The sequence below is a fragment of the Pseudomonas sp. BN411 genome, from assembly GCF_029871235.1.
Lineage (GTDB): Bacteria > Pseudomonadota > Gammaproteobacteria > Pseudomonadales > Pseudomonadaceae > Metapseudomonas.
In genome coordinates, this window is record NZ_SSOM01000065.1 from 278,920 (window position 1) to 300,629 (window position 21,710).

Here is a 21,710-nt window from a genome sequence, read left to right on the forward strand (position 1 = left end):
ATTTCCTTTTTCAGAGGTCGAGGGTGAGGCTGAGGTTGATGTTGCGGGGCTCGCCCGGGATGACCCAGACGCTGTTGTAGGAGCGTTCGTAGTACTTGCGGTCGAAGAGGTTGTTGAGGTTCAGGCCGACCGTTACCCGCTCGCTGGCCTTGTAGTGGGCGAGCAGGTCGACGGTGCTGTAAGCGGGTAGTTCGAACTGGCTGCCGGCCTGCCCGATGCGGTCGCCGACATGGTTGAAGGCTGCACCGACATCCGAGCCGCGAAGGTGCCCGTCCTGGAATTCATAGACGGCGAGCAGGCTGCCGCTGTGCTTTGGTATGCCAAGCAGTCGGCTGCCTTCGGGGAGGACGTTGTCCTTGGTGACTTCGGCATCGATGTAGGCGTAGGCGCCAATGATCCGCAGGGCATCCGTCAACTGGCCGCTGACCTGCAGATCCAGGCCCTGGCTTCGTGCCCGGCCGGCGGCGATGTTCTGCCCCGGCTCGTTCGGGTCTGCGGTCAGCACGTTTTCCTTGTCGATGTGGAAGAGTGCGACCGTGGTCCCGAGACGGCCTTCCAACAGGTCGAGCTTGAGGCCGGCTTCCTTGCCCAGTCCTTTCTCCGGTTCAAATACGGTGCCCTGGCTGCCAATGGCGTTGGGTTTGACCGAAGTGGCCGCGTTGGCGAACAGGCCGATCTCCGGTGTCAGCTGATAGAGCAGGCCGCTGCGCAGGGTAAGGCTGTCCTTGTGCTGGTCATTGCGAACGCTGGTGGTGCGATTCAGTGCGGACTGTTCGAAATGCTCGAAGCGCGCGCCGATCAGCCCCTTCCAGTCACCACCGAAGTCGATCTGGTCCTGCAGGTTCAGCGCGTGGCTCTCCACCTGCTCGAAGAAGTCGTTGGGATTGACCAGTGCCGGCTTCGGCTTGCCGTACACCGGGTTGTAGATGTCCTGTCCGTAGTCCAGGGAAGCAAGGCTCTGCGGATATTTCTGGCTATTGCGGTAGTTCTCGTACTCCAGTCCGGCGAGGGTTTGGTGCAGCCAGCTGCCGGTCTCGAACAGGCCATGCAGTTCCAGTTGGGTAATGCTGTCGTTCCATTCGAAGTCGCGCTGCCGATAGAAGCGGCTGACCTGGTTGCCGATCAGTCGTGACGCTTCCGTGGCGTCGCCTTGCAGGTGTCCCTGGGCGTAGTGATTGGCCAGTCGGATCTTCCACGTCTCGTCGAGGTGGTGTTCGAGGCTGGCCTGGAACATCTGATTGCGGTTGCGGATATCACCGTCATTGGGTTCGCCAAGGAAGGTGGAGCGCTTGACCGCGCCCATTTCGCCGTTGACCGCGGGAATGCCGCGATCGAACACCGAGTCGTGCTGGACGAATTCGGTTTCCAGCAGCAGGCGGGTATCGGAGCTCAGTTGCCAGCTCAGAGCTGGGCTGACGACCAGGCGCTGGTTGCCGACATGGTCGCGGAAACTGCCGTTGTCCTCCGTCGCCAGGTTGACGCGCGAAAGCAGTCTGTCCTCCTCGTCGAGCGGAGCGTTGACGTCCAGGCTGGCGCGATAGCGATCCCAGCTTCCCGCGCTGGCCTTGAAGCGGGAGAAGGTTTCGGCCTGGGGTTTCTTGGTGACGATATTCACCGTGCCACCCGGATCGCCTCGGCCGTAAAGGCTGGCGGCGGGCCCCTTGAGCACTTCGATGCGCTCGATGCCGGACGCGTCCGGCGAGCTGTAGCTGCCGCGATTGATGGCAAAGCCATTCTTGTACAGCTCGCCGGTGGTGAAGCCGCGAATGCTGTAGGAGAGGAAGGTCAGCCCGCCAAAGTTGTTCTGCCGCGATACACCGCCGGCGAAATCCAGTGCGCGGTCGAGGCGGGTGGTATCCAGATCATCCAGCACTTGCGCCGGAATCACGCTGATGGCCTGGGGAATGTCGCGAATATCGGTATCGGTGCGGGTGGCGCTGGCCGAGCGGGTGGCGCGATAACCCTGCGCCGGGCCTTCGACGCTTTCCTGGCGGCGGCTGTCGATCTGGATGTCATCCAACAACAGGGGGAGGGCGGTTTCGGCGGCGGTGGCTTCACCCAGGAGGCTCAACAGCAGTCCGGTGGCAGGTGCAAGGTGACGGTGAGGCATCGAATGATCTTGCAAATATGTAATAACATAACATTTTGCGAGGTGAGAATGGTTCCTGTCCAGTGTCGGAGTGATCTTGCGTCAGAATGCAGAAACGAAAACGGCGCCCGAAGGCGCCGTTTCTTGCTGATCAGCTCCCGCCGTTGCTGCTCGGCGGAGGGCGAACGCCAACTTCGGCGGTCAGCTCCAGTTCCTGGCCGTTGCGCATCACCTGGATGCTGACCTTCTCGCCCGGGCGAGTCCGGGCTACCTGGTTCATGGAGCGGCGACCGTCACCTGCCGGTTCGCCATCGATGCTGAGGATGATGTCGCCGGGTTGCAGGGTGGCACGCTGGGCCGGACTGTCTCGGTAGATGCCGGCGACCACGATTCCCGGGCGACCTTCCAGGCCGAAGGACTCCGCCAGTTCCGGGGTCAAGGGCTGTACTTCGATGCCCAGCCAGCCGCGAATCACCGAGCCGTGCTCGACGATGGCCTTCATCACTTCCAAGGCCAGCTTGACCGGGATGGCAAAGCCGATGCCCTGGGAGCCGCCGGACTTGGAGAAGATCGCGGTGTTGATGCCGATCAGGTTGCCACTGGCGTCGACCAGGGCGCCGCCGGAATTGCCGGGGTTGATCGCGGCGTCAGTCTGGATGAAGTCTTCGTAGGTGTTCAGGCCCAACTGGTTGCGGCCGGTGGCGCTGATGATCCCCATGGTCACGGTCTGGCCGACACCGAAGGGGTTGCCGATGGCGAGCGCGACATCGCCGATGCGGATGTTGTCCGAGCGGCCGAGGGTGATGGGCGGCAGGTCCTTGAGGTCGATCTTCAGCACCGCCAGGTCGGTCTCCGGGTCGCTGCCCACCAAACGTGCCAGGGTTTCGCGGCCGTCTTTCAGGGCGACCACGATCTGGTCGGCGCCGGCGGTCACGTGGTTGTTGGTCAGCAGGTAGCCTTCCGGACTCATGATCACCGCCGAACCCAGGCTGGACTCCATGCGCCGCTGACGGGGCAGGTTGTCGCCGAAGAAGCGGCGGAACTGCGGGTCCTCGAATAGCGGGTGAGCCGGCTTGGTCACCATCTTGGTGGTGTAAAGGTTGGCGACGGCCGGCGATGCACTGGTCACGGCGTCGGCATAGGAGTCCGGGCCCTGGCGTGTGAAGTTGAACTTGGGGGCTTCCTGCAGATGCACTTCCTGACGGGGCATGCCGACCCATTCCGGGTATTGCTGGATGATCAGCAGTGCCACGAGCACGCCGACAATCAGGGGCCAGCTGAGAAATCGCAGGGCCTTGAGCATCGAGGGAGAATCCTGAGGGTTGCGGGGGGCAGGGGTGCCCCTTAAGGTGGCGCCATTATACGAGGGCGCCCGTTAAAAACGAGTCGTCCGCAACAGCTTGTGAGGAATGCCATGGCCATTGCCCTGAACACTCTGGTGGAAGAAGCGGACCGCTATCTGAACGCTTCGCGCATCCAGGATTACTGCCCCAACGGCCTGCAGGTCGAAGGGCGTCCGCAGGTCAGCCGTATCGTTACTGGCGTCACCGCCAGCCAGGCGCTGCTGGACGCTGCGGTCGAGGCCGAGGCAGATGTGGTGCTGGTGCACCACGGATACTTCTGGAAGGGCGAGAACCCCTGTGTCGTGGGCATGAAGCAGCGTCGGCTGAAGACCCTTCTCGCCAATGACGTCAGCCTGCTTGCCTACCATTTGCCGCTGGACCTGCATCCGGACGTGGGAAACAACGTCCAGTTGGCGCGGCAACTCGACATCATCGTCGAAGGCCCGCTGGAGCCGGATAACCCCCGGACCGTCGGGCTGATCGGTTCCCTGGCCGAACCCATGACCGCCACCGACTTCGCCCGTCGCGTACGCGAGGTGCTCGGGCGCGAGCCCCTGCTGGTGGAGGGCGACCGCATGATCAGTCGCATCGGCTGGTGCACCGGCGGTGGCCAGGGCTATATCGATCAGGCGATTGCTGCGGGTGTCGATGCCTATCTCACTGGCGAAGTCTCCGAACAGACCGTGCACAGTGCGCGGGAGAATGGTGTCAGCTTCATCGCCGCCGGCCACCACGCCACCGAGCGCTATGGCGTGCAGGCGCTAGGCGACTACCTGGCCAAGCGCTTCGCCATCGAGCACTTGTTCATCGACTGCGCCAATCCTGCCTGAGTTCGTAGGGCAAGGAAAAAACGGCCGGCTCAGTGAGCCGGCCGTTTTTCATCGGGAACGGTGACGTTGGCTCTGTACCGCCCTGCCCAGTTCCCACACCGCCATGGCGTAGTGTGTGCTGTGGTTATAGCGGGTGATCACGTAGAAGTTCGGTAGGCCGTACCAGTACTGGTAGGTGTTGCCCATGTCCAGGCGCAGCAGGCTGGCACTTTGGTGATTGCCCAGCGAGCTCTGCGGCCGGAGCCCGGCTGCAGTCAGCACACTGATCGGATACTGGGTCTCGAAACCGTTTTCCAGCGAGCGCGCCTGGCCGGTGGCGCGTACGGCTACGGTGTCCCCGGTGATCCAGCCATGCTGCTTGAAGTAGTTGGCCACGCTGCCGATAGCATCGCGGGGGTTCCACAGGTCTCGTTGTCCGTCGCCATCGAAGTCCACGGCATATTGGGTGAAGGACGACGGCATGAACTGTCCGTAGCCCATCGCGCCGGCATAGGAGCCGCGCAGCGACAGCGGGTCCTCACCTTCCTTGCGCGCTTGCAGAAGAAACTGCTCCAGTTCACCGCTGAAGAACTCGGCGCGGCGAGGGTAAGAGAAGGCAAGGGTAGCCAGCGCGTCGATGATCCGTGTATTGCCCATCACACGTCCCCAGCGGGTCTCCACTCCGATGATGCCGACAATGATTTCCGGCGGTACGCCGTACGTGTGGAAGGCGCGCTGCAGATCAGCTTCGTACTGGTCCCAGAACAACACGCCATTACGCACGTTGCCCGGCGTGATGAATTTCTTCCGGTAGCGCAGCCAGGCGCCGTTGGGGCCGCTGGGCGCTGTGTAGGTCGGCGCCTGGCGGTCCATCAGGCGGATCACCCAATCAAGTTCTCGGGTTTGGGCGAGAAGGTCCTGCAGGTGCTGGCGATTGAAGTCGTGCTGGCTGACCATGCGATCGATGAACCGCTGGGCGCTGACGTTGCCCGCGAAGTCGCCGCGCAGCGGCGTGATCGGTTGCACCGAACCGAATGTCGGATGGGCGCTGGGGGTGATGAGCGTCGGTTGCTTTGGCTTCTGGACCGGTTGCGGGACGGGAGTTGGTTTGCTGCTGCAGGCGGAGATCAGGACGAGCAAAGGCAGGGCGAAGGCAACGCGGCGCATGGGAAGTCTTTCGGGACAGGAAAATGTGCTGGCTATGCTAGCGCAGCGCTGCGCAGGAACAAGTCGCGAGTCAGCTTTGCCGGCATTGGGTACTCCTGGCCGAGTCACCGTCCGAGGCTGCGAAGTAGCTCGGGTAGAAGGGCCTTGGCAGCTTCGCTTCCACTGAATTCGTACGGCTATATAAGTATATTTTTTCGGTATAACCAGTCCCCCAGTTAGAGCCTTGCGCTGTGATAGAGTGCCCGCTCGTCCACGGCCCGCCGGCCGTCGTATCAGAAAGACCTTCGTGAGTAGCCATGCTCGATAAACTGACGCACCTGAAACAGCTGGAGGCGGAGAGCATCCACATCATTCGTGAAGTGGCCGCCGAATTCGACAACCCGGTGATGCTCTATTCCATCGGTAAAGACTCCGCCGTCATGCTGCACCTGGCGCGCAAGGCGTTCTTCCCCGGCAAGCTGCCCTTCCCGGTCATGCACGTCGACACCCGGTGGAAGTTCCAGGAGATGTACCAGTTCCGCGACAAGATGGTCGCCGAGATGGGCCTGGACCTGATCACTCACGTGAACCCGGAAGGCGTCGCCCAGGGCATCAACCCCTTCACCCACGGCAGTGCGAAGCACACTGACGTGATGAAGACCGAGGGTCTGAAGCAGGCGCTCGACAAGTACGGCTTCGATGCAGCCTTCGGCGGGGCCCGTCGCGACGAGGAGAAGTCCCGTGCGAAGGAGCGCGTGTACTCCTTCCGCGACAGCAAGCACCGCTGGGACCCGAAGAATCAGCGCCCGGAGCTGTGGAACGTCTACAACGGCAAGGTGAAGAAGGGCGAGTCGATCCGCGTCTTCCCGCTGTCCAACTGGACCGAGCTGGACATCTGGCAATACATCTATCTGGAACAGATCCCGATCGTCCCGCTGTACTTCGCTGCCGAGCGTGAAGTCATCGAGAAGAACGGCACGCTGATCATGATCGACGACGAGCGCATTCTCGAGCACCTCTCCGACGAAGAGAAAGCACGCATCGAGAAGCGCATGGTGCGCTTCCGCACCCTGGGCTGCTACCCGCTGACCGGCGCGGTGGAGTCCACGGCGACCACGTTGCCGGAAATCATCCAGGAAATGCTCCTGACCCGTACTTCCGAACGCCAGGGCCGGGTCATCGACCACGACGCCGCCGGCTCGATGGAAGAGAAGAAACGTCAGGGCTATTTCTAAGGATTCCGCACCATGAGCCATCAATCCGATCTGATCAGCGAGGACATCCTCGCGTACCTGGCCCAGCACGAACGCAAGGAACTGCTGCGCTTCCTCACCTGCGGCAACGTCGACGACGGCAAGAGCACCCTGATCGGGCGCCTGCTGCACGACTCCAAGATGATCTACGAAGACCATCTGGAAGCCATCACCCGCGATTCGAAGAAAGTCGGCACCACCGGTGACGACGTCGACCTGGCGCTGCTGGTGGACGGCCTGCAGGCCGAGCGCGAGCAGGGCATCACCATCGACGTGGCGTACCGCTACTTCAGCACCGCCAAGCGTAAGTTCATCATTGCCGACACCCCCGGCCATGAGCAGTACACCCGCAACATGGCCACCGGCGCGTCCACCTGCGACCTGGCCATCATCCTGGTCGACGCCCGCTACGGCGTGCAGACCCAGACCCGCCGTCACAGCTACATCGCGTCCTTGCTGGGTATCAAGCACATCGTCGTCGCCATCAACAAGATGGACCTGAAAGACTTCGACCAGGGTGTGTTCGAGAGCATCAAGGCCGACTACCTGCAGTTTGCCGAACGCATCAAGCTCAACCCCACGTCGATCCACTTCGTGCCGATGTCGGCGCTGAAGGGCGACAACGTGGTGAACAAGAGCGAGCGCTCGCCCTGGTACACCGGCCAGTCGCTGATGGAAATCCTCGAAACCGTGGAAATCGCCGGTGACCGCAACGTCTCCGACATGCGCTTCCCGGTGCAGTATGTGAACCGTCCGAACCTCAACTTCCGCGGTTTCGCCGGCACTCTGGCCAGCGGCATCGTGCGCAAGGGTGATGAGGTGGTGGCTCTGCCGTCGGGCAAGGGCAGCCGCGTCAAGTCCATCGTCACCTATGAAGGCGAACTGGAACAGGCCGGTCCGGGCCAGGCCGTCACCCTGACCCTGGAAGACGAAATCGACGTCTCCCGCGGGGACATGCTGGTGCATGCCGACAACCGTCCGCAGATCACCGAAGGCTTCGAAGCGATGCTGGTGTGGATGTCCGAAGAGCCGATGCTCCCGGGCAAGAAGTACGACATCAAGCGCGCAACCAGCTACGTGCCGGGCTCGATTCCGAGCATCACCCACAAGGTGGATGTGAACACCCTTGAGGAAACCGCTGGCAGCAGCCTTCAACTGAACGAGATCGCCAAGGTCAAGGTCAGCCTGGATGCGCCCATCGCCCTCGATGGCTACGAGCAGAACCGCACCACTGGCGCCTTCATCGTCATCGATCGCCTGACCAACGGCACCGTCGGCGCCGGCATGATCATCGCTGACCCGCAGGCGGGTCGTAATGTCGATGGTCACCACGGCAAGCAGGCTCACGTATCCCGCGAAGAGCGCGCCGCGCGCTTCGGCCAACAGCCGGCCACCGTGCTGTTCAGCGGCCTGTCCGGCGCCGGCAAGAGCACCCTGGCTTATGCCGTGGAGCGCAAGCTGTTCGACATGGGCCGTGCTGTTTACGTGCTGGATGGCCAGAATCTGCGCCATGACCTGAACAAGGGTCTGCCGCAGGATCGCGCCGGACGTACCGAGAACTGGCGTCGTGCCGCTCACGTTGCGCGTCAGTTCAACGAGGCCGGCCTGGTCACCCTGGCTGCCTTCGTTGCGCCGGATGCCGAAGGTCGCGAACAGGCCAAGGCCCTCATCGGTGCCGATCGCCTGATCACCGTCTATGTCCAGGCGTCGCCGCTGGCTTGCCGCGAGCGCGATCCGCAGGGACTTTACGCAGCTGGCCAGGACAACATCCCGGGCGAGTCCTTCCCCTACGATGTGCCGCTGAATGCCGATCTGGTGATCGACACCCAGGCCACCAACGTGGAAGAGAGTGCGAAGCTGGTGATCGATCTGCTCCGCGAGCGCGGCGCGATCTAAGCGACAGCCCAACAAAAAGCCCCGCGATTGCGGGGCTTTTTGTTGGCTTCCGGTTTGGCTGGCCGGGTTGTCCGGCCGAGCCTTGGCGGAATCAGTACTTGCCTTTCAGGCCGAAGGTTTCGTCCAGGGTGCCGGGTGCGTCCGGAGCTTTGGGCGCGTAGTCCTTGGGCGCTTCGTTGCTCTTCGGCGGGGTCAGACGCTCGCGCGGACTGGCGGCCTCGTCGGCGTGCAGGGCGGCCAGCAGGCGCTGGCGGGTAAGCTCGTCCAGGGCCAGGCGGCTGGCGCCTTCGGACAGATGTTCCTGCACTTCCTGATAGCTCTGGGTGAGCTTTTTCACCAGGTTGGCGGTGGTGTTGAAGTGAGTGACCACCTCGCTCTGGTAGGTATCGAAGCGTTCCTGCAGATCATCCAGCTGACGCTGTGTCCGGCCCGGAGCCGCATTGGGCACCAGGCGGGCGATCAGGAAACCGATGCCGATACCGGCGAGCAGGGCGAAGGCTGGTAACAACCAGACGGTGAGCGACTGTTCCACGAGTCCTTCCTCTATAAACGGCTTTGCTTTACGTTAACGGCTCGAATCCGCGCTGTATACCGCGACGCAAGCCCTGTTGTGCTAATCCAAGACGAGTCGACCCGCCACGGGGTCACGGAGTTTCCCCAGTTGAGCCGCGAAATCCCTCTCCTGCTCGATGGCCCTTGTGGCCAGCTCGAAGCGCTGCATCTCGATCTGCCCGAGGCCAAGGGCCTGGTGCTGATCTGCCATCCCAATCCGGTGCAGGGCGGCACCATGCTCAACAAGGTGGTTTCCACCCTGCAGCGTACCGCTCGTGATGCAGGTTACAGCACCTTGCGTTTCAACTATCGCGGCGTCGGCGCTAGCGCCGGCAGTCACGACATGGGCACCGGTGAAGTGGATGACGCCGAAGCGGCGGGCCACTGGTTCCGTGGCCAGCACCCGGAGCTGCCCCTGACCCTGATGGGGTTCTCCTTCGGCGGCTTCGTCGCTGCCAGCCTCGCGGGACGACTGGCGCGCCAGGGCATCGATGTGCCGCGCCTGTTCATGGTGGCGCCGGCGGTGATGCGCATGACTGACGACAACCCATTGCCCGAGTCCGGCCAGTTGACCGTGATCCAGCCTGACGCGGATGAAGTCGTATCGCCCCAGGCCGTGTACGACTGGTCCGCCGGCCTCGTGCGCCCCCATGAGCTGCTGAAAGTGGCAGAATGCGGGCACTTCTTCCACGGCAAGCTGACCGACCTCAAGGACCTGGTCCTGCCGCGCCTCTGATTCCGAATTAAGTCCGACAAGCGAACACCATGACTACTCGTATCCTTACCGGCATCACCACCACCGGCACGCCGCACCTCGGCAACTACGCTGGCGCCATCCGTCCGGCCATCGTCGCCAGCCGCGCCAGCGACGTCGATTCCTTCTACTTCCTGGCCGACTACCACGCCCTGATCAAGTGCGACGACCCGGCCCGTATTCAGCGCTCGCGCCTTGAGATCGCCGCCACCTGGCTGGCTTGTGGCCTGGATGCCGACAAGGCGACCTTCTATCGCCAGTCCGACATTCCTGAAATCCCCGAGCTCACCTGGCTGCTGACCTGTGTCAGCGCCAAGGGCCTGCTCAACCGCGCCCATGCCTACAAAGCGTCGGTGGACAAGAACCTGGAGAACGGTGAAGACCCGGACGCCGGCGTCACCATGGGCCTGTACAGCTACCCGGTGCTGATGGCCGCGGACATCCTGATGTTCAACGCCCACAAGGTGCCGGTAGGCCGTGACCAGATCCAGCACGTGGAAATGGCCCGCGACATCGGCCAGCGCTTCAACCACCTGTTCGGCGCCGGTCGTGAGTTCTTCACCCTGCCTGAGGCGGTGATCGAAGAAGAAGTGGCGACCCTGCCTGGCCTCGACGGCCGCAAGATGTCCAAGAGCTACGACAACACCATTCCGCTGTTCGGCAGTGCCAAGCAGCTGAAGGATGCCATCGCGCGCATCGTCACCGACTCCCGTGCTCCCGGTGAGCCGAAGGATCCGGACAACTCCCACCTCTTCACCCTCTACCAGGCCTTTGCCACTCCCGCGCAACTGACCGAGTTCCGCGCCGAGCTGCTGGCCGGCCTGGCCTGGGGCGAAGCCAAGCAGCGCTTGTTCCAGCTGCTGGACAACGAACTGGGCGAGGCTCGTGAGCGCTATCACGCGCTGATCGAGCGTCCGTCCGACCTGGAGGACATCCTCCTCGCTGGTGCCGCCAAGGCTCGCAAGATTGCTACCCCGTTCCTCAACGAACTGCGCGAAGCGGTGGGCCTGCGCTCGTTCCGCACCAACGTGCAGGCCGGCGCCGAGGCGAAGAAGAAGGCGACCAAAAGCGCTCGCTTTGTCAGCTTCCGCGACGAGGACGGCAGCTTCCGTTTCCGCCTGCTGGACGCCGATGGCGAGCAGCTGCTGCTGTCCCGCTCCTTCGCCGATGGTAAGGCTGCCGGGCAGGTCAGCAAGCGTCTGCAGTCGGGTGATGAGCTGGACCTGCGTGTGGAGGGTGACGCGTTCGGTATCTGGCTGGACGATGAGCAAGTGGCTTCCAGCCCCGCATTCGCTGACGATGCGGCCCGAGATGCGGCGATCCAGCGCCTCTATTCGGCTCTCGCACCTCAGGAATAACTGTCTTTCCAGCGGCCGGTTCTGCCGGCCAATTGCCAATCAACGGGGCAGGCTCTAAAGTACCTGCCCCGTTTTTCGTTGCCTTGCTATCGATCATGACCCCCCTCGAGCGCTACCAGTCCGATCTCAAGCGGCCGGATTTCTTCCACGATGCCGCGCAAGAAACCGCCGTTCGCCATCTGCAGCGGCTGTACGACGACCTGATCGCCGATGACCGCAGCAAGCCCGGCCTGCTGGGCAGCCTGTTCGGCAAGAAGCGCCAGGGCCCGGTCAAGGGCCTGTACTTCTGGGGTGGCGTGGGTCGCGGCAAGACCTACCTGGTGGACACCTTCTACGACGCGCTGCCGTTCAAGCAGAAGATGCGTACTCACTTCCACCGCTTCATGAAGCGCGTCCACGAGGAAATGAAAACCCTCAAGGGCGAGAAGAACCCGCTGACCATCATCGGCAAACGTTTTGCCGACGAAGCCCGGGTGATCTGCTTCGACGAATTCTTCGTCTCCGATATCACCGACGCCATGATCCTGGCCACGCTCCTCGAAGAGCTGTTCAAGAACGGCGTTAGCCTGGTGGCGACCTCCAACATCGTTCCTGACGGCCTCTACAAGGACGGCCTGCAGCGCGCGCGTTTCCTGCCGGCCATTGCGTTGCTGAAGGAACACACCGATATCGTCAACGTCGACAGCGGCGTGGACTACCGCCTGCGTGCCCTGGAGCAGGCCGAGCTGTTCCACTTCCCGCTGGACGCCGAGGCCGAGGCCAGCCTGAGCCGCAGCTTCAAGAGCCTGCTGCCTGACTGCACCATGGCCCAGGAAAACGAAGCCCTGATGATCGAGAACCGCGAAATCCGTGCCGTGCGCGTCTGCGAAGACGTTGCCTGGTTCGAGTTCCGTGAGCTTTGCGATGGTCCGCGCAGCCAGAACGACTACATCGAGCTGGGCAAGATCTTCCACGCGGTGATCCTCGCCAATGTCGAGCAGATGGGGGTGGCCAAGGACGACATGGCGCGGCGTTTCATCAACCTGGTGGACGAGTTCTACGACCGCAACGTGAAGCTGATCATCTCCGCCGAGGTGGAGCTGAAGGATCTCTACTCCGGTGGCCGCCTGAACTTCGAGTTCCAGCGCACCCTCAGCCGTCTGCTGGAGATGCAGTCCCACGAGTTCCTGTCGCGGCCTCACAAGCCCTGAGGTCCGTGTAATGAAAAAAGGCTGCCCGAGGGCAGCCTTTTTTCATTCCGGCTTGTGGGCTCAGTTCTGCGCCAGCTTCTCTTCCCGCTGTTTCAGCAGCTTCTGCGCATGGGCCACTTCCAGGGCTTCCATGGCGTTGATCGGCTTGATCGCAATGGCCTTCTTCAGGTGTTCCAGCGCCTTGGCTTCCTCGTCTTCGCCGTATACGTAATCCAGCGCGTTGGCGTACTCGTAGTGGCCGATGGGCAAGTCGTCCGTGGCTTTGAAGGAGCGGGCGAAGTATTGCTCCATCTTGTCCGAGCTGACGCCGTAGGTCATTTTGCCCACCAGCTTGCCGACCCGGCGGATCACGCCGGCCTCGTAGCCGCCGTATAGGGCCAGGGCGAAGGGTTGGCCAGGCTGTGTCTTCAGCAGCGCATCCAGCTCCTCGGGAATCTGGCTGGTGTAACCACGCTTGAGCACCACCGGTACCGGTAGCTCCTCGCCCAGACGGGCCTTGGCGTAGGCGCTGCCGAACTGGGCGACTACGTCAGCCTTCACCAGCTCGCCGGCTTCGTCGGTATAGCGGATCACTTCTTCCAGCAGGCGATGCTTCTCCGTCTGGTCCGGCACCAGGAACATGGCGTAAACCACCTGGGCGAACATGGCGGGGATCTGGCCGCCGACGCCGAGGGCCAGGCCTTGCTTCTTGGCTGCGGCGAAGTCGCCACGGAACATCAGGCGCCACACGTCCTGCAGCTTGGCCGCATAGACCTCGGCCTCCTCAGGCTTGCCGGTGAAGCCGGTATTGCCGGTCACGGTGAGCTCCAGGGCCTTGGGGTACTTGGTGGCCATGGTTACGACCCAGTCGGCGTCCGGGTAGGGGTAGTTCGCGCCAAAGCCGCGGGTCAGTCGAGGCCAGGCTTCGCGCAGCTTGTCGCCGGAATAGTCGTAGGCGGCCTTGTCGTAGGGGAAGGGTTTCCAGTTGTCGTCCGCCACAGCGGTGAGGCTGCAGGCGGCCAGCAGGGCAAGCAGGTAGCGGCGCATGGCGATGGACCTTTTCTTGTTGTTGTCCTCCCGCGCCGGGGCTGGCGCGGGTGCGGGGCATCCCGTTCGGGCATGGGCCGATCATAGGGCGGTGGTGGTCGTGGCCAACCCATCCTTGGGATGGCGCCGCACCTAACGTGAAAACGTCGCGAGCGAAGGCCAGGCAAGGCGGAGACAGCCGAAGAGGCGCAGTTTACGAGTTGTAAATGAGCATTCTGAGGCTGTTTCCAACACGGCATGGCCGAGCGCAGCAGTTTTCACTCGCCTTTCTGCTGGTACTGGCGGCGGTACTGATTAGGTGAGAGCTGGGTGTGTTGCCGAAACAGTCGGGCGAAGAAGCTGGCGTCGTCATAGCCCACTTCGTAACTGATGGTCTTGATGCTCTTGCGCGTAGCCGAGAGCAGCCCCTTCGCCGTTTCGATGCGTAACCGCTGCAGGTAGTGCAGTGGTTTGTCGCCGGTGGCTGCCTGGAAGCGCCGCATGAAATTGCGAATGCTCATGCCGTGCTCCCGCGCCACATCTTCGAAGCGGAACTTGTCGGCAAAGTGGTCTTCCAGCCAATGCTGGATCTGCAGGATGGTCATGTCGTGGTGCAGTTTCTGTCCACCGAAGCCGATGCGGCCCGGCGTGTAGCTGCGCTGCACTTCATAGAGGATGTCGCGGGCCACGGCCTGAGCGATACCAGCGCCGCAGAAGCGCTCGATCAGGTAGATATAGAGGTCGCAGGCCGACGTGACGCCGCCGGCGCAATAGAGGTTGTCGGCATCGGAAAGGTGCTTGTCCTGGTTCAGCAGCACTTTGGGGAAGCGTTCGGTGAATTCGCAGAAGAAGCGCCAGTAGGTGGTTGCTTCCTTGCCGTCCAGCAGGCCGGCCTGGGCCATCCAGAACACCCCGTACGCTTCGCCGCAGATGGCGCTGCCGGCAGCGTGGCGTTCGCGCAACCACTCGCAGACGCTTGGGTAGCGGGCGAGCAGGGCGTCGAAGTCACCCCAGAAGGTCGGGATGACGATGATGTCCGCTTCATCCAGCACCCCGTCCACCGGGATGCGTACCTCGCTGAAACTGGTCACCGGCTGGCCATCAGGGCTGACCAGGCGGGTCTGGAAGGCGGGGGTAAAACCTTTGCCCTGCAGCTTGCCGAAGCGCAGGCTGGCCATGTGGAAGAAGTCCTTGGCCTGCATCAGGGTGGAGGCGAAGACACCGTCGATGGCCAGGATGCTGACTTGTCGAAGGTTGGGAGACTGCGTAATGCTCATGGTGTTGTTCTTATTAGGGGAAAGCGGTCATTCTGCGGCTGGATCGTCTTATTTTTTGTCCTATGTGTCCAGTATGGCGGGGCAGGGGACTGGCCTAGAGTCGGTGGCCTCCGAACCCCACACGACAAGCAGTTTCATTCCAAGGTGATGCCATGATCCCGAGAACCCTGTTCAGCTCCGATCACGAACTCTTCCGCGATACCGTGCGTAAGTTCCTCGAGCAGGAGGCGGTGCCCTATCACCACCAGTGGGAGAAGGACGGCCATATCGACCGGACCCTGTGGAACAAAGCTGGCGAGGCCGGAATGCTCTGCTCGCATATCCCGGAGGAGTACGGCGGCATGGGCGCTGACTTCCTATACAGCACGGTGGTGATCGAGGAGATCGGCCGCCTTGGTTTGACTGGTATTGGCTTTTCCCTGCATTCCGACATCGTTGCGCCCTACATCCTTCACTACGGTTCCGAGGCGCAGAAGCTGAAATACCTGCCCAAGCTGGTCAGCGGCGAGCTGGTGACGGCCATCGCCATGACCGAGCCGGGCGCCGGTTCCGACCTCCAGGGCGTGAAGACCACCGCTGTGCTGGACGGCGACGAGTACGTCATCAACGGCTCCAAGACCTTCATCACCAACGGTTTCCTGGCCGATCTGGTGATTGTGGTGGCCAAGACCGATCCCAAGGCCGGCGCCAAGGGCACCAGCCTGTTCCTGGTGGAAGCGGGCACGCCGGGCTTTGCCAAGGGCAAGCGTTTGGAAAAGGTGGGCATGAAGGCCCAGGACACCTCCGAGCTGTTCTTCCAGGATGTTCGTGTGCCGAAGGAGAATCTGCTGGGCCAGGCGGGCATGGGATTCGCCTATCTGATGCAAGAGCTGCCCCAGGAGCGCCTGACGGTTGGCATCGGCGCGTTGGCTTCGGCCGAGGCTGCGCTGAACTGGACCCTGGACTACACCCGCGAGCGCAAGGCGTTCGGCAAGTCAGTCGCCGAATTCCAGAACACCCGCTTCAAGCTGGCGGAAATGGCTACCGAGATCCAGATTGGCCGTGTCTTCGTTGATCGGTGCCTGGAGCTGCACCTGCAGGGCAAGCTGGATGTGCCCACTGCGGCAATGCTCAAGTACTGGGGTACCGACCTGCAGTGCAAGGTGCTGGACGAGTGCGTGCAACTGCACGGTGGCTACGGCTTCATGTGGGAGTACGCGGTGGCGCGGGCCTGGGCAGATGCGCGCGTGCAGCGGATCTATGCCGGCACCAACGAAATCATGAAGGAGATCATCGCCCGCTCCCTGGTCTGAGCCTCCGGCGGATGTGAGAAGCCCGGCAATTGCCGGGCTTCTGCGCTTTTACGGGGCCGGGTTCGGCTGGTCCTTGTGGATGGCGGCGATGCCTTCAAGCACGTCTTCCGAAAGCGTCAGCTCGGTACTGCGCAGGTTCGCTTCCAACTGCTCCAGGGAGGTGGCCCCGATGATGTTGCTGGTCACGAAGGGTTGCGCGGTGACGAAGGCTAGAGCCATCTGCGCCGGGTCCAGGCCATGTTCGCGAGCCAGTTGAACATAGCGCGAGCAGGCGGACTGGGATTGCGGGTTGGTGTAGCGGGTGAAACGGCTGAACAGGGTAATCCGGGCGTTGGCCGGGCGGGCGCCGTCCTCATACTTGCCGGAGAGCATGCCGAAGGCCATGGGCGAATAGGCCAGCAGGCCGCATTGCTCGCGCATCGCCACTTCGGCCAGGCCTACCTCGAAGCTGCGGTTGAGCAGGTTGTAAGGGTTCTGGATGGACACGGAGCGGGGCAGGCCGAGTTGCTCGGCCAGCTGGAGGAACTTCATCGTACCCCAGGGCGTTTCGTTGGACAGGCCGATGTGGCGGATCTTGCCGGCTTTCACCTGTTCGCCGAGTATTTCGAGGGTTTCCTGCAGCGGGGTGAATGCTTCGTCCTTGTGCTGATAGCCGAGCTGGCCGAAGAAGTTGGTGCTGCGCTCGGGCCAGTGCAACTGATAAAGGTCGATCCAGTCGGTCTGCAGGCGCTTGAGGCTGGCATCCAGGGCGGCGGTGATGTGCTGGCGGTTGTGCTTCAGGTTGCCGCCGCGGATGTGGCTGATGCCGTTGCCGGGGCCGGCGACCTTGCTCGCCAGGACCCAGTCGGCACGGTCACGGCGCCTGGCGAACCAGTTGCCGATGATGGTTTCGGTGGCGCTGTAGGTTTCGGCGCGTGGCGGCACCGGATACATCTCGGCGGTATCCATGAAGTTGATGCCGTAGGCCTTGGCACGCTCGATCTGGGCAAAGGCTTCGGTCTCGGTGTTCTGCTCGCCCCAGGTCATCGTCCCCAGGCAAAGGCTGCTGACCTTGAGATCAGTGCGGCCAAGTTGGCGGTATTCCATCGCTGCCTCCTGCGTCTTCGGTAAAGAACGCATGAAATCAGGTTGAAATTTTTCCTGCAATCGGCATAATTTCGCGGCTTTCTTTGCGGGGATGCCTAGCCTGCGAAGATTGAAGGTGGGGATGCCTAGCCTGCCGAAAACCCTTTTGCCGTAGCGGACGCGCTGACCCGAGCCCCCGATAGCGTCTGTTTCCGGCTGTCCCTGACTTGTCAGGGCGAGCACTATTCAGTAAGATCCGCCGTCTTATTTTCAGGGCGGCCCCTGAGGCTATAGCGAATGAAGACTTTTACTGCAAAACCGGAAACTGTTAAGCGCGACTGGTACGTCGTCGACGCTGCAGGTCAGACCCTGGGTCGTCTGGCCACCGAAATTGCCAGCCGTCTGCGTGGCAAGCACAAGCCCGAATACACCCCTCACGTTGACACCGGCGACTACATCGTCGTGATCAATGCCGAGCAGGTTCGTGTTACCGGTGCCAAGACCACCGACAAGATGTACTACTCGCACTCCGGCTTCCCGGGTGGCATCAAGGAAATCAACTTCGAGAAGCTGATTGCCAAGGCCCCCGAGCGCGTGATCGAGACCGCGGTAAAAGGCATGCTGCCGAAGAATCCGCTGGGCCGCGACATGTATCGCAAGCTGAAGGTGTACAAGGGTGCTGTTCACCCGCACACCGCTCAGCAGCCCCAAGAACTGAAGATTTAACGGGATAAGTTCATTATGTCGGCGACTCAAAATTACGGCACCGGCCGTCGTAAGACTGCTACCGCTCGCGTCTTCCTGCGTCCGGGCACTGGCAAGATCTCCATCAACAACCGCAGCCTGGATACCTTCTTCGGCCGCGAAACCGCTCGCATGGTCGTGCGTCAGCCCCTGGAGTTGACCGAGACCGTCGAGAAGTTCGATATCTACGTTACCGTCGTTGGCGGTGGTGTAAGCGGTCAGGCCGGTGCTATCCGCCACGGCATCACCCGCGCCCTGATCGAATACGACGAGACCCTGCGCAGCCCGCTGCGTAAGGCCGGCTACGTAACTCGCGATGCTCGCGAAGTTGAACGTAAGAAAGTCGGTCTGCGTAAAGCGCGTAAGCGTCCGCAGTACTCCAAGCGTTAATCCGACGCTTGCAAAAAACGCCCAGTTTCTTCGGAGCTGGGCGTTTTTTTATGCGCAAAGAATTACGTCCTGCGACAGCTTGTCGCACGCACGGATCCCCCGCCAATCAAGGCTTTCGGGTCATTTGTATCCGGCTATTACCTTGTCAGCAAAGGGGGTTTTCTTTACCATTTGGCGAATTTTTTGCGCGGCTCGATTTTTTACTTAGTAGAGGCCTGAACAACAGGCCACAGAAGCTGATGGGAGACGACTGAATGAGCAATGACGGCGTGAATGCAGGCCGGCGTCGCTTCCTCGTAGCGGCCACGTCCGTGGTCGGTGCTGCGGGAGCGGTGGGGGCTGCGGTCCCGTTCGTGGGGTCATGGCTGCCCAGTGCCAAGGCCAAGGCCGCGGGTGCACCGGTCAAGGTGAATATAAGCAAGGTCGAAGCAGGCCAGCAGATCATTGCCGAATGGCGTGGTCAGCCGGTGTTCATCGTGCGTCGTACCGAGGAGATCCTGGCTAACCTGCCGAAGATCCACGACCGCATGGCCGACCCGGAGTCCAAGGCTTCGGTGCAGCCGACCTATGTGGATCCGGTCAGCCGCTCGATCAAGCCGGAAATCCTGGTACTGGTCGGCATCTGCACCCACCTGGGCTGCTCGCCGTCCTTCCGCCCGGAAGTCGCCCCGGCTGACCTGGGCGCCGAGTGGGTTGGTGGCTACTTCTGCCCCTGCCATGGCTCCCGCTATGACCTCGCCGGCCGTGTCTACAAGGCGCAACCCGCGCCGATCAACCTGCCGGTGCCACCGTACTCGTATGAGACGGATGACGTCATCATCGTCGGTGTGGACCAGGAGAAGGCCTGATGAGCAAATTCATGGAATGGGTCGATGCGCGCTTCCCCGCGACCAAGATGTGGGAAGACCATCTGAGCAAGTACTATGCGCCGAAGAACTTCAACTTCTTCTATTTCTTCGGTTCGCTGGCACTGCTGGTACTAGTCAACCAGATCCTCACCGGTATCTGGCTGACCATGAGCTTCACTCCGTCCGCAGAAGAAGCCTTTGCGTCCGTCGAGTACATCATGCGCGACGTGGAGTACGGCTGGATCATCCGCTACCTGCACTCCACAGGTGCATCGGCGTTCTTCATCGTTGTCTACCTGCACATGTTCCGCGGCCTGCTTTACGGTTCCTACCAGAAGCCGCGTGAACTGGTGTGGATCTTCGGCATGCTGATCTACCTCGCCCTGATGGCCGAGGCCTTCATGGGCTACCTGCTGCCCTGGGGCCAGATGTCCTACTGGGGTGCCCAGGTGATCATCTCGCTGTTCGGTGCCATCCCGGTTGTAGGTGATGACCTGACCCAGTGGATCCGCGGTGACTACCTTATCTCCGGCATTACCCTGAACCGCTTCTTCGCCCTGCACGTGATCGCCCTGCCGATCGTCCTGCTTGGCCTGGTCGTGCTGCACATCCTGGCGCTGCACGAAGTGGGTTCGAACAACCCGGACGGCGTGGACATCAAGAAGAAGAAGGACGAGAACGGCATTCCGCTCGACGGTATCGCGTTCCACCCCTACTACTCCGTGAAAGACATTGTCGGCGTAGTGGTGTTCCTCTTCGTGTTCTGCTTCGTGGTGTTCTTCTTCCCGGAAATGGGTGGTTACTTCCTCGAGAAGCCGAACTTCGAACAGGCCAACCCGTTCAAGACTCCTGAGCACATCGCGCCGGTTTGGTACTTCACTCCGTTCTACGCGATCCTCCGTGCGGTACCTGACAAGCTCCTCGGCGTAATCGCCATGGGTGCTGCCATCGCCGTGCTGTTCGTGCTGCCGTGGCTGGACCGCAGCCCTGTGAAGTCCATGCGTTACAAGGGCTGGCTGAGCAAGATCTGGCTGCTGGTGTTCTGCATTTCCTTCGTCATCCTCGGCGTACTGGGTGTTCTGGCTCCGACTCCGGGCCGTACCCTGCTGTCCCAGGTGTGCACCACCCTGTACTTCGCGTACTTCATCCTGATGCCGTTCTACACAAGGATGGAAAAAACCAAACCGGTACCGGAAAGGGTGACAGGCTGATGAAAAAGCTATTTGCTGCATTTGTATTTGCTGCTCTGCCGGCTCTTTCCTTTGCTGCTGGCGGTCATGATGTGCATCTGGACAAGGTCGACATCGACCTGACCGACAAGGCTGCCATGCAGGACGGCGCGCGTACCTTCGCGAACTACTGCATGGGCTGCCACAGTGCCAAGTTCCAGCGTTACGAGCGCGTAGCCAAGGATCTGGGCATTTCGGAAGAGCTGATGCTGCAGAACCTGGTCCTCACTGGCGCCAAGATCGGCGACCACATGAAGATCGGCATGCAGCCGCAGGACGCCAAGGTATGGTTCGGTGCAGCGCCGCCGGACCTGACCCTGGTTGCCCGCGTACGTGGCACTGACTGGCTGTACAGCTACCTGCGTTCCTTCTATGAAGATCCTGCACGTCCGTGGGGCGTGAACAACAAGGTCTTCCCGAACGTGGGCATGCCGAACGTACTGGTCAGCCTGCAGGGCCGTCAGGTCGTTGGTTGCAAGCAGGTTCAAGTGGTTGAGGACGGCAAGAAGCAGTTCGATCCGCTGACTGGCGCACCGCTGACCCATGAGGCCTGCGACCAGCTGACCGTGCTGCCGAAGACCGGAAAGCTGACCGAAGCTGAGTTCGACGAGAAGGTCCAGAACCTGGTGACCTTCCTCGCCTACTCGGCCAACCCGGTCAAGCTGGAAAGCCAGCGCATCGGTACCTACGTCCTGCTGTACCTGGCGTTCTTCTTCGTGTTCGCCTACCTGCTCAAGCGTGAGTACTGGAAGGACGTTCACTGATACGCCGCTGTACCGTTGTCAAAGCGCGCGCCCTTATAGGGCGCGCGCGTCTTTCTGCCCCTGAATAATTCGAGTGAGGAGGGCGCAATGGCCGTCACCAATAGGCTGGCCTGTTATTCCGACCCTGCCGACCACTACTCCCATCGCGTGCGCATCGTGCTCGCCGAGAAGGGGGTTGCCGCCGAGATCATCAACGTCGAGCCGGGCCGTTGCCCACCCAAGCTGGCCGAGGTGAACCCCTATGGCAGCGTTCCGACCCTGGTGGATCGCGATCTGGCTCTCTATGAATCCACGGTAGTGATGGAGTATCTCGAAGAGCGATATCCCCATCCGCCGCTGCTGCCGGTGTATCCGGTGGCTCGTGCCAATACCCGTCTGCTCATCCATCGCGTGCAGCGCGACTGGTGCTCGCTGGTGGACCGCATCCTCGATCCGCGCAGCAAGGACGCCGACAAGGCGCTGGCGCGCAAGGAGCTGCGTGAAAGCCTGACTGGCGTGTCGCCACTCTTTGCGGACAAGCCCTTCTTTCTGAGCGAAGATTTCAGTCTGGTGGATTGCTGCCTGCTGCCGATTCTCTGGCGCCTTCCCGTACTGGGCATCGAATTGCCGCGGCCGGCCAAGCCTCTCCTGGATTACATGGAGCGGGCGTTTGCCCGTGACTCCTTCCAGGCCAGCCTGTCCGCCGCCGAGCGCGAAATGCGCTAAG

At 61.8% G+C, this 21,710-nt stretch carries 20 protein-coding genes; 13 read left to right on the forward strand and 7 right to left on the reverse strand.

Translation table 11 applies throughout. The features are described from left to right. Window positions 1–10: 10 nt before the first annotated feature. Both E8F06_RS11520 and algW read right to left on the reverse strand, forming a co-directional pair. Window positions 11–2,110: a TonB-dependent siderophore receptor gene (locus tag E8F06_RS11520; RefSeq protein WP_280367141.1), complete on the reverse strand. Its 2,100-nt coding sequence runs from the start codon at window positions 2,108–2,110 to the stop codon at window positions 11–13. A 130-nt stretch (window positions 2,111–2,240) separates the two neighbouring features. Continuing rightward, window positions 2,241–3,392: a Do family serine endopeptidase AlgW gene (gene algW / locus E8F06_RS11525; RefSeq protein WP_280367143.1), complete on the reverse strand. Its 1,152-nt coding sequence runs from the start codon at window positions 3,390–3,392 to the stop codon at window positions 2,241–2,243. Window positions 3,393–3,503: 111 nt separating this feature from the next. Between algW and E8F06_RS11530 the strand changes: the two genes are divergently transcribed. Beyond that, complete coding sequence (locus E8F06_RS11530; protein ID WP_280367144.1) at window positions 3,504–4,262, forward strand: Nif3-like dinuclear metal center hexameric protein; 759 nt, start codon at window positions 3,504–3,506, stop codon at window positions 4,260–4,262. Window positions 4,263–4,310: 48 nt separating this feature from the next. On the opposite strand, the gene mltB is transcribed toward E8F06_RS11530, so the two are convergent. Beyond that, window positions 4,311–5,408 (reverse strand): lytic murein transglycosylase B, encoded by a 1,098-nt coding sequence (gene mltB / locus E8F06_RS11535; RefSeq protein WP_280367146.1) that lies wholly within the window; start codon window positions 5,406–5,408, stop codon window positions 4,311–4,313. Window positions 5,409–5,704: 296 nt separating this feature from the next. Between mltB and cysD the strand changes: the two genes are divergently transcribed. Both cysD and cysN read left to right on the forward strand, forming a co-directional pair. Continuing rightward, window positions 5,705–6,622 carry a sulfate adenylyltransferase subunit CysD gene (gene cysD / locus E8F06_RS11540; protein WP_120652885.1) on the forward strand — a complete coding sequence of 306 codons (918 nt, stop codon included), beginning with the start codon at window positions 5,705–5,707 and terminating at the stop codon, window positions 6,620–6,622. Between the two features lie 12 nt (window positions 6,623–6,634). Continuing rightward, window positions 6,635–8,536: a sulfate adenylyltransferase subunit CysN gene (gene cysN, locus E8F06_RS11545; RefSeq protein ID WP_280367148.1), complete on the forward strand. Its 1,902-nt coding sequence runs from the start codon at window positions 6,635–6,637 to the stop codon at window positions 8,534–8,536. 91 nt (window positions 8,537–8,627) lie between these two features. On the opposite strand, the gene E8F06_RS11550 is transcribed toward cysN, so the two are convergent. After that, window positions 8,628–9,068 carry a DUF1043 family protein gene (locus E8F06_RS11550; RefSeq protein WP_280367150.1) on the reverse strand — a complete coding sequence of 147 codons (441 nt, stop codon included), beginning with the start codon at window positions 9,066–9,068 and terminating at the stop codon, window positions 8,628–8,630. A 129-nt stretch (window positions 9,069–9,197) separates the two neighbouring features. Between E8F06_RS11550 and E8F06_RS11555 the strand changes: the two genes are divergently transcribed. The 3 genes from E8F06_RS11555 (at window position 9,198) to zapE (ending at window position 12,390) form a co-directional block, all read left to right on the forward strand. Further along, complete coding sequence (locus E8F06_RS11555) at window positions 9,198–9,824, forward strand: alpha/beta fold hydrolase (protein ID WP_280367151.1); 627 nt, start codon at window positions 9,198–9,200, stop codon at window positions 9,822–9,824. A 29-nt stretch (window positions 9,825–9,853) separates the two neighbouring features. Then, window positions 9,854–11,200: a tryptophan--tRNA ligase gene (locus E8F06_RS11560; RefSeq protein WP_280367153.1), complete on the forward strand. Its 1,347-nt coding sequence runs from the start codon at window positions 9,854–9,856 to the stop codon at window positions 11,198–11,200. A 95-nt stretch (window positions 11,201–11,295) separates the two neighbouring features. Next, window positions 11,296–12,390: a cell division protein ZapE gene (gene zapE / locus E8F06_RS11565; protein WP_280367155.1), complete on the forward strand. Its 1,095-nt coding sequence runs from the start codon at window positions 11,296–11,298 to the stop codon at window positions 12,388–12,390. Window positions 12,391–12,450: 60 nt separating this feature from the next. On the opposite strand, the gene E8F06_RS11570 is transcribed toward zapE, so the two are convergent. Both E8F06_RS11570 and E8F06_RS11575 read right to left on the reverse strand, forming a co-directional pair. Then, a complete protein-coding gene (locus tag E8F06_RS11570; protein ID WP_280367157.1) occupies window positions 12,451–13,416 on the reverse strand; it encodes a hypothetical protein in 966 nt (321 codons plus the stop codon). Window positions 13,417–13,673: 257 nt separating this feature from the next. Then, on the reverse strand, window positions 13,674–14,573 hold the full coding sequence (locus E8F06_RS11575) for a GlxA family transcriptional regulator (RefSeq protein WP_280367370.1): 900 nt from the start codon (window positions 14,571–14,573) through the stop codon (window positions 13,674–13,676). A 251-nt stretch (window positions 14,574–14,824) separates the two neighbouring features. On the opposite strand from E8F06_RS11575, the gene E8F06_RS11580 reads away from it, so the two are divergent. Continuing rightward, window positions 14,825–15,964, forward strand: coding sequence for an acyl-CoA dehydrogenase family protein (locus E8F06_RS11580; RefSeq protein ID WP_280367159.1), 1,140 nt, complete (start codon window positions 14,825–14,827; stop codon window positions 15,962–15,964). Window positions 15,965–16,012: 48 nt separating this feature from the next. On the opposite strand, the gene E8F06_RS11585 is transcribed toward E8F06_RS11580, so the two are convergent. Beyond that, on the reverse strand, window positions 16,013–17,050 hold the full coding sequence (locus E8F06_RS11585) for an NADP(H)-dependent aldo-keto reductase (protein ID WP_280367161.1): 1,038 nt from the start codon (window positions 17,048–17,050) through the stop codon (window positions 16,013–16,015). A gap of 276 nt (window positions 17,051–17,326) precedes the next feature. Here E8F06_RS11585 and rplM point away from each other — a divergent pair, with 276 nt between their 5' ends. The 6 genes from rplM (at window position 17,327) to E8F06_RS11615 (ending at window position 21,709) form a co-directional block, all read left to right on the forward strand. Beyond that, complete coding sequence (gene rplM / locus E8F06_RS11590) at window positions 17,327–17,755, forward strand: 50S ribosomal protein L13 (protein WP_016490991.1); 429 nt, start codon at window positions 17,327–17,329, stop codon at window positions 17,753–17,755. Between the two features lie 15 nt (window positions 17,756–17,770). Then, window positions 17,771–18,163, forward strand: coding sequence for a 30S ribosomal protein S9 (gene rpsI, locus E8F06_RS11595; RefSeq protein ID WP_003448478.1), 393 nt, complete (start codon window positions 17,771–17,773; stop codon window positions 18,161–18,163). 254 nt (window positions 18,164–18,417) lie between these two features. Beyond that, window positions 18,418–19,011, forward strand: coding sequence for a ubiquinol-cytochrome c reductase iron-sulfur subunit (gene petA, locus E8F06_RS11600; RefSeq protein ID WP_077526511.1), 594 nt, complete (start codon window positions 18,418–18,420; stop codon window positions 19,009–19,011). Then, the gene (locus E8F06_RS11605) at window positions 19,011–20,222 is read left to right on the forward strand and encodes a cytochrome bc complex cytochrome b subunit (protein WP_280367164.1); all 1,212 of its coding nucleotides are present in this window, start codon (window positions 19,011–19,013) and stop codon (window positions 20,220–20,222) included. Before petA ends, E8F06_RS11605 begins: the two co-directional genes overlap by 1 nt. After that, window positions 20,222–21,004, forward strand: coding sequence for a cytochrome c1 (locus tag E8F06_RS11610; RefSeq protein ID WP_280367166.1), 783 nt, complete (start codon window positions 20,222–20,224; stop codon window positions 21,002–21,004). The genes E8F06_RS11605 and E8F06_RS11610 overlap by 1 nt, the downstream gene beginning before the upstream one ends. An 87-nt stretch (window positions 21,005–21,091) precedes the next feature. Then, complete coding sequence (locus tag E8F06_RS11615) at window positions 21,092–21,709, forward strand: glutathione S-transferase N-terminal domain-containing protein (protein WP_271469956.1); 618 nt, start codon at window positions 21,092–21,094, stop codon at window positions 21,707–21,709. Window position 21,710 lies beyond the last annotated feature (1 nt).

What these genes read in the sequence shown, in the direction of transcription:
- E8F06_RS11520 (WP_280367141.1), bottom strand. Translation starts at nt 2,110, where the DNA reads ATGCCTCACCGTCACCTTGCACCTGCCACCGGACTGCTGTTGAGCCTC.
- algW (WP_280367143.1), bottom strand. Translation starts at nt 3,392, where the DNA reads ATGCTCAAGGCCCTGCGATTTCTCAGCTGGCCCCTGATTGTCGGCGTG.
- E8F06_RS11530 (WP_280367144.1), top strand. Translation starts at nt 3,504, where the DNA reads ATGGCCATTGCCCTGAACACTCTGGTGGAAGAAGCGGACCGCTATCTG.
- mltB (WP_280367146.1), bottom strand. Translation starts at nt 5,408, where the DNA reads ATGCGCCGCGTTGCCTTCGCCCTGCCTTTGCTCGTCCTGATCTCCGCC.
- cysD (WP_120652885.1), top strand. Translation starts at nt 5,705, where the DNA reads ATGCTCGATAAACTGACGCACCTGAAACAGCTGGAGGCGGAGAGCATC.
- cysN (WP_280367148.1), top strand. Translation starts at nt 6,635, where the DNA reads ATGAGCCATCAATCCGATCTGATCAGCGAGGACATCCTCGCGTACCTG.
- E8F06_RS11560 (WP_280367153.1), top strand. Translation starts at nt 9,854, where the DNA reads ATGACTACTCGTATCCTTACCGGCATCACCACCACCGGCACGCCGCAC.
- zapE (WP_280367155.1), top strand. Translation starts at nt 11,296, where the DNA reads ATGACCCCCCTCGAGCGCTACCAGTCCGATCTCAAGCGGCCGGATTTC.
- E8F06_RS11570 (WP_280367157.1), bottom strand. Translation starts at nt 13,416, where the DNA reads ATGCGCCGCTACCTGCTTGCCCTGCTGGCCGCCTGCAGCCTCACCGCT.
- E8F06_RS11575 (WP_280367370.1), bottom strand. Translation starts at nt 14,573, where the DNA reads ATGGCCAGCCTGCGCTTCGGCAAGCTGCAGGGCAAAGGTTTTACCCCC.
- E8F06_RS11580 (WP_280367159.1), top strand. Translation starts at nt 14,825, where the DNA reads ATGATCCCGAGAACCCTGTTCAGCTCCGATCACGAACTCTTCCGCGAT.
- E8F06_RS11585 (WP_280367161.1), bottom strand. Translation starts at nt 17,050, where the DNA reads ATGGAATACCGCCAACTTGGCCGCACTGATCTCAAGGTCAGCAGCCTT.
- rplM (WP_016490991.1), top strand. Translation starts at nt 17,327, where the DNA reads ATGAAGACTTTTACTGCAAAACCGGAAACTGTTAAGCGCGACTGGTAC.
- rpsI (WP_003448478.1), top strand. Translation starts at nt 17,771, where the DNA reads ATGTCGGCGACTCAAAATTACGGCACCGGCCGTCGTAAGACTGCTACC.
- petA (WP_077526511.1), top strand. Translation starts at nt 18,418, where the DNA reads ATGAGCAATGACGGCGTGAATGCAGGCCGGCGTCGCTTCCTCGTAGCG.
- E8F06_RS11605 (WP_280367164.1), top strand. Translation starts at nt 19,011, where the DNA reads ATGAGCAAATTCATGGAATGGGTCGATGCGCGCTTCCCCGCGACCAAG.
- E8F06_RS11610 (WP_280367166.1), top strand. Translation starts at nt 20,222, where the DNA reads ATGAAAAAGCTATTTGCTGCATTTGTATTTGCTGCTCTGCCGGCTCTT.
- E8F06_RS11615 (WP_271469956.1), top strand. Translation starts at nt 21,092, where the DNA reads ATGGCCGTCACCAATAGGCTGGCCTGTTATTCCGACCCTGCCGACCAC.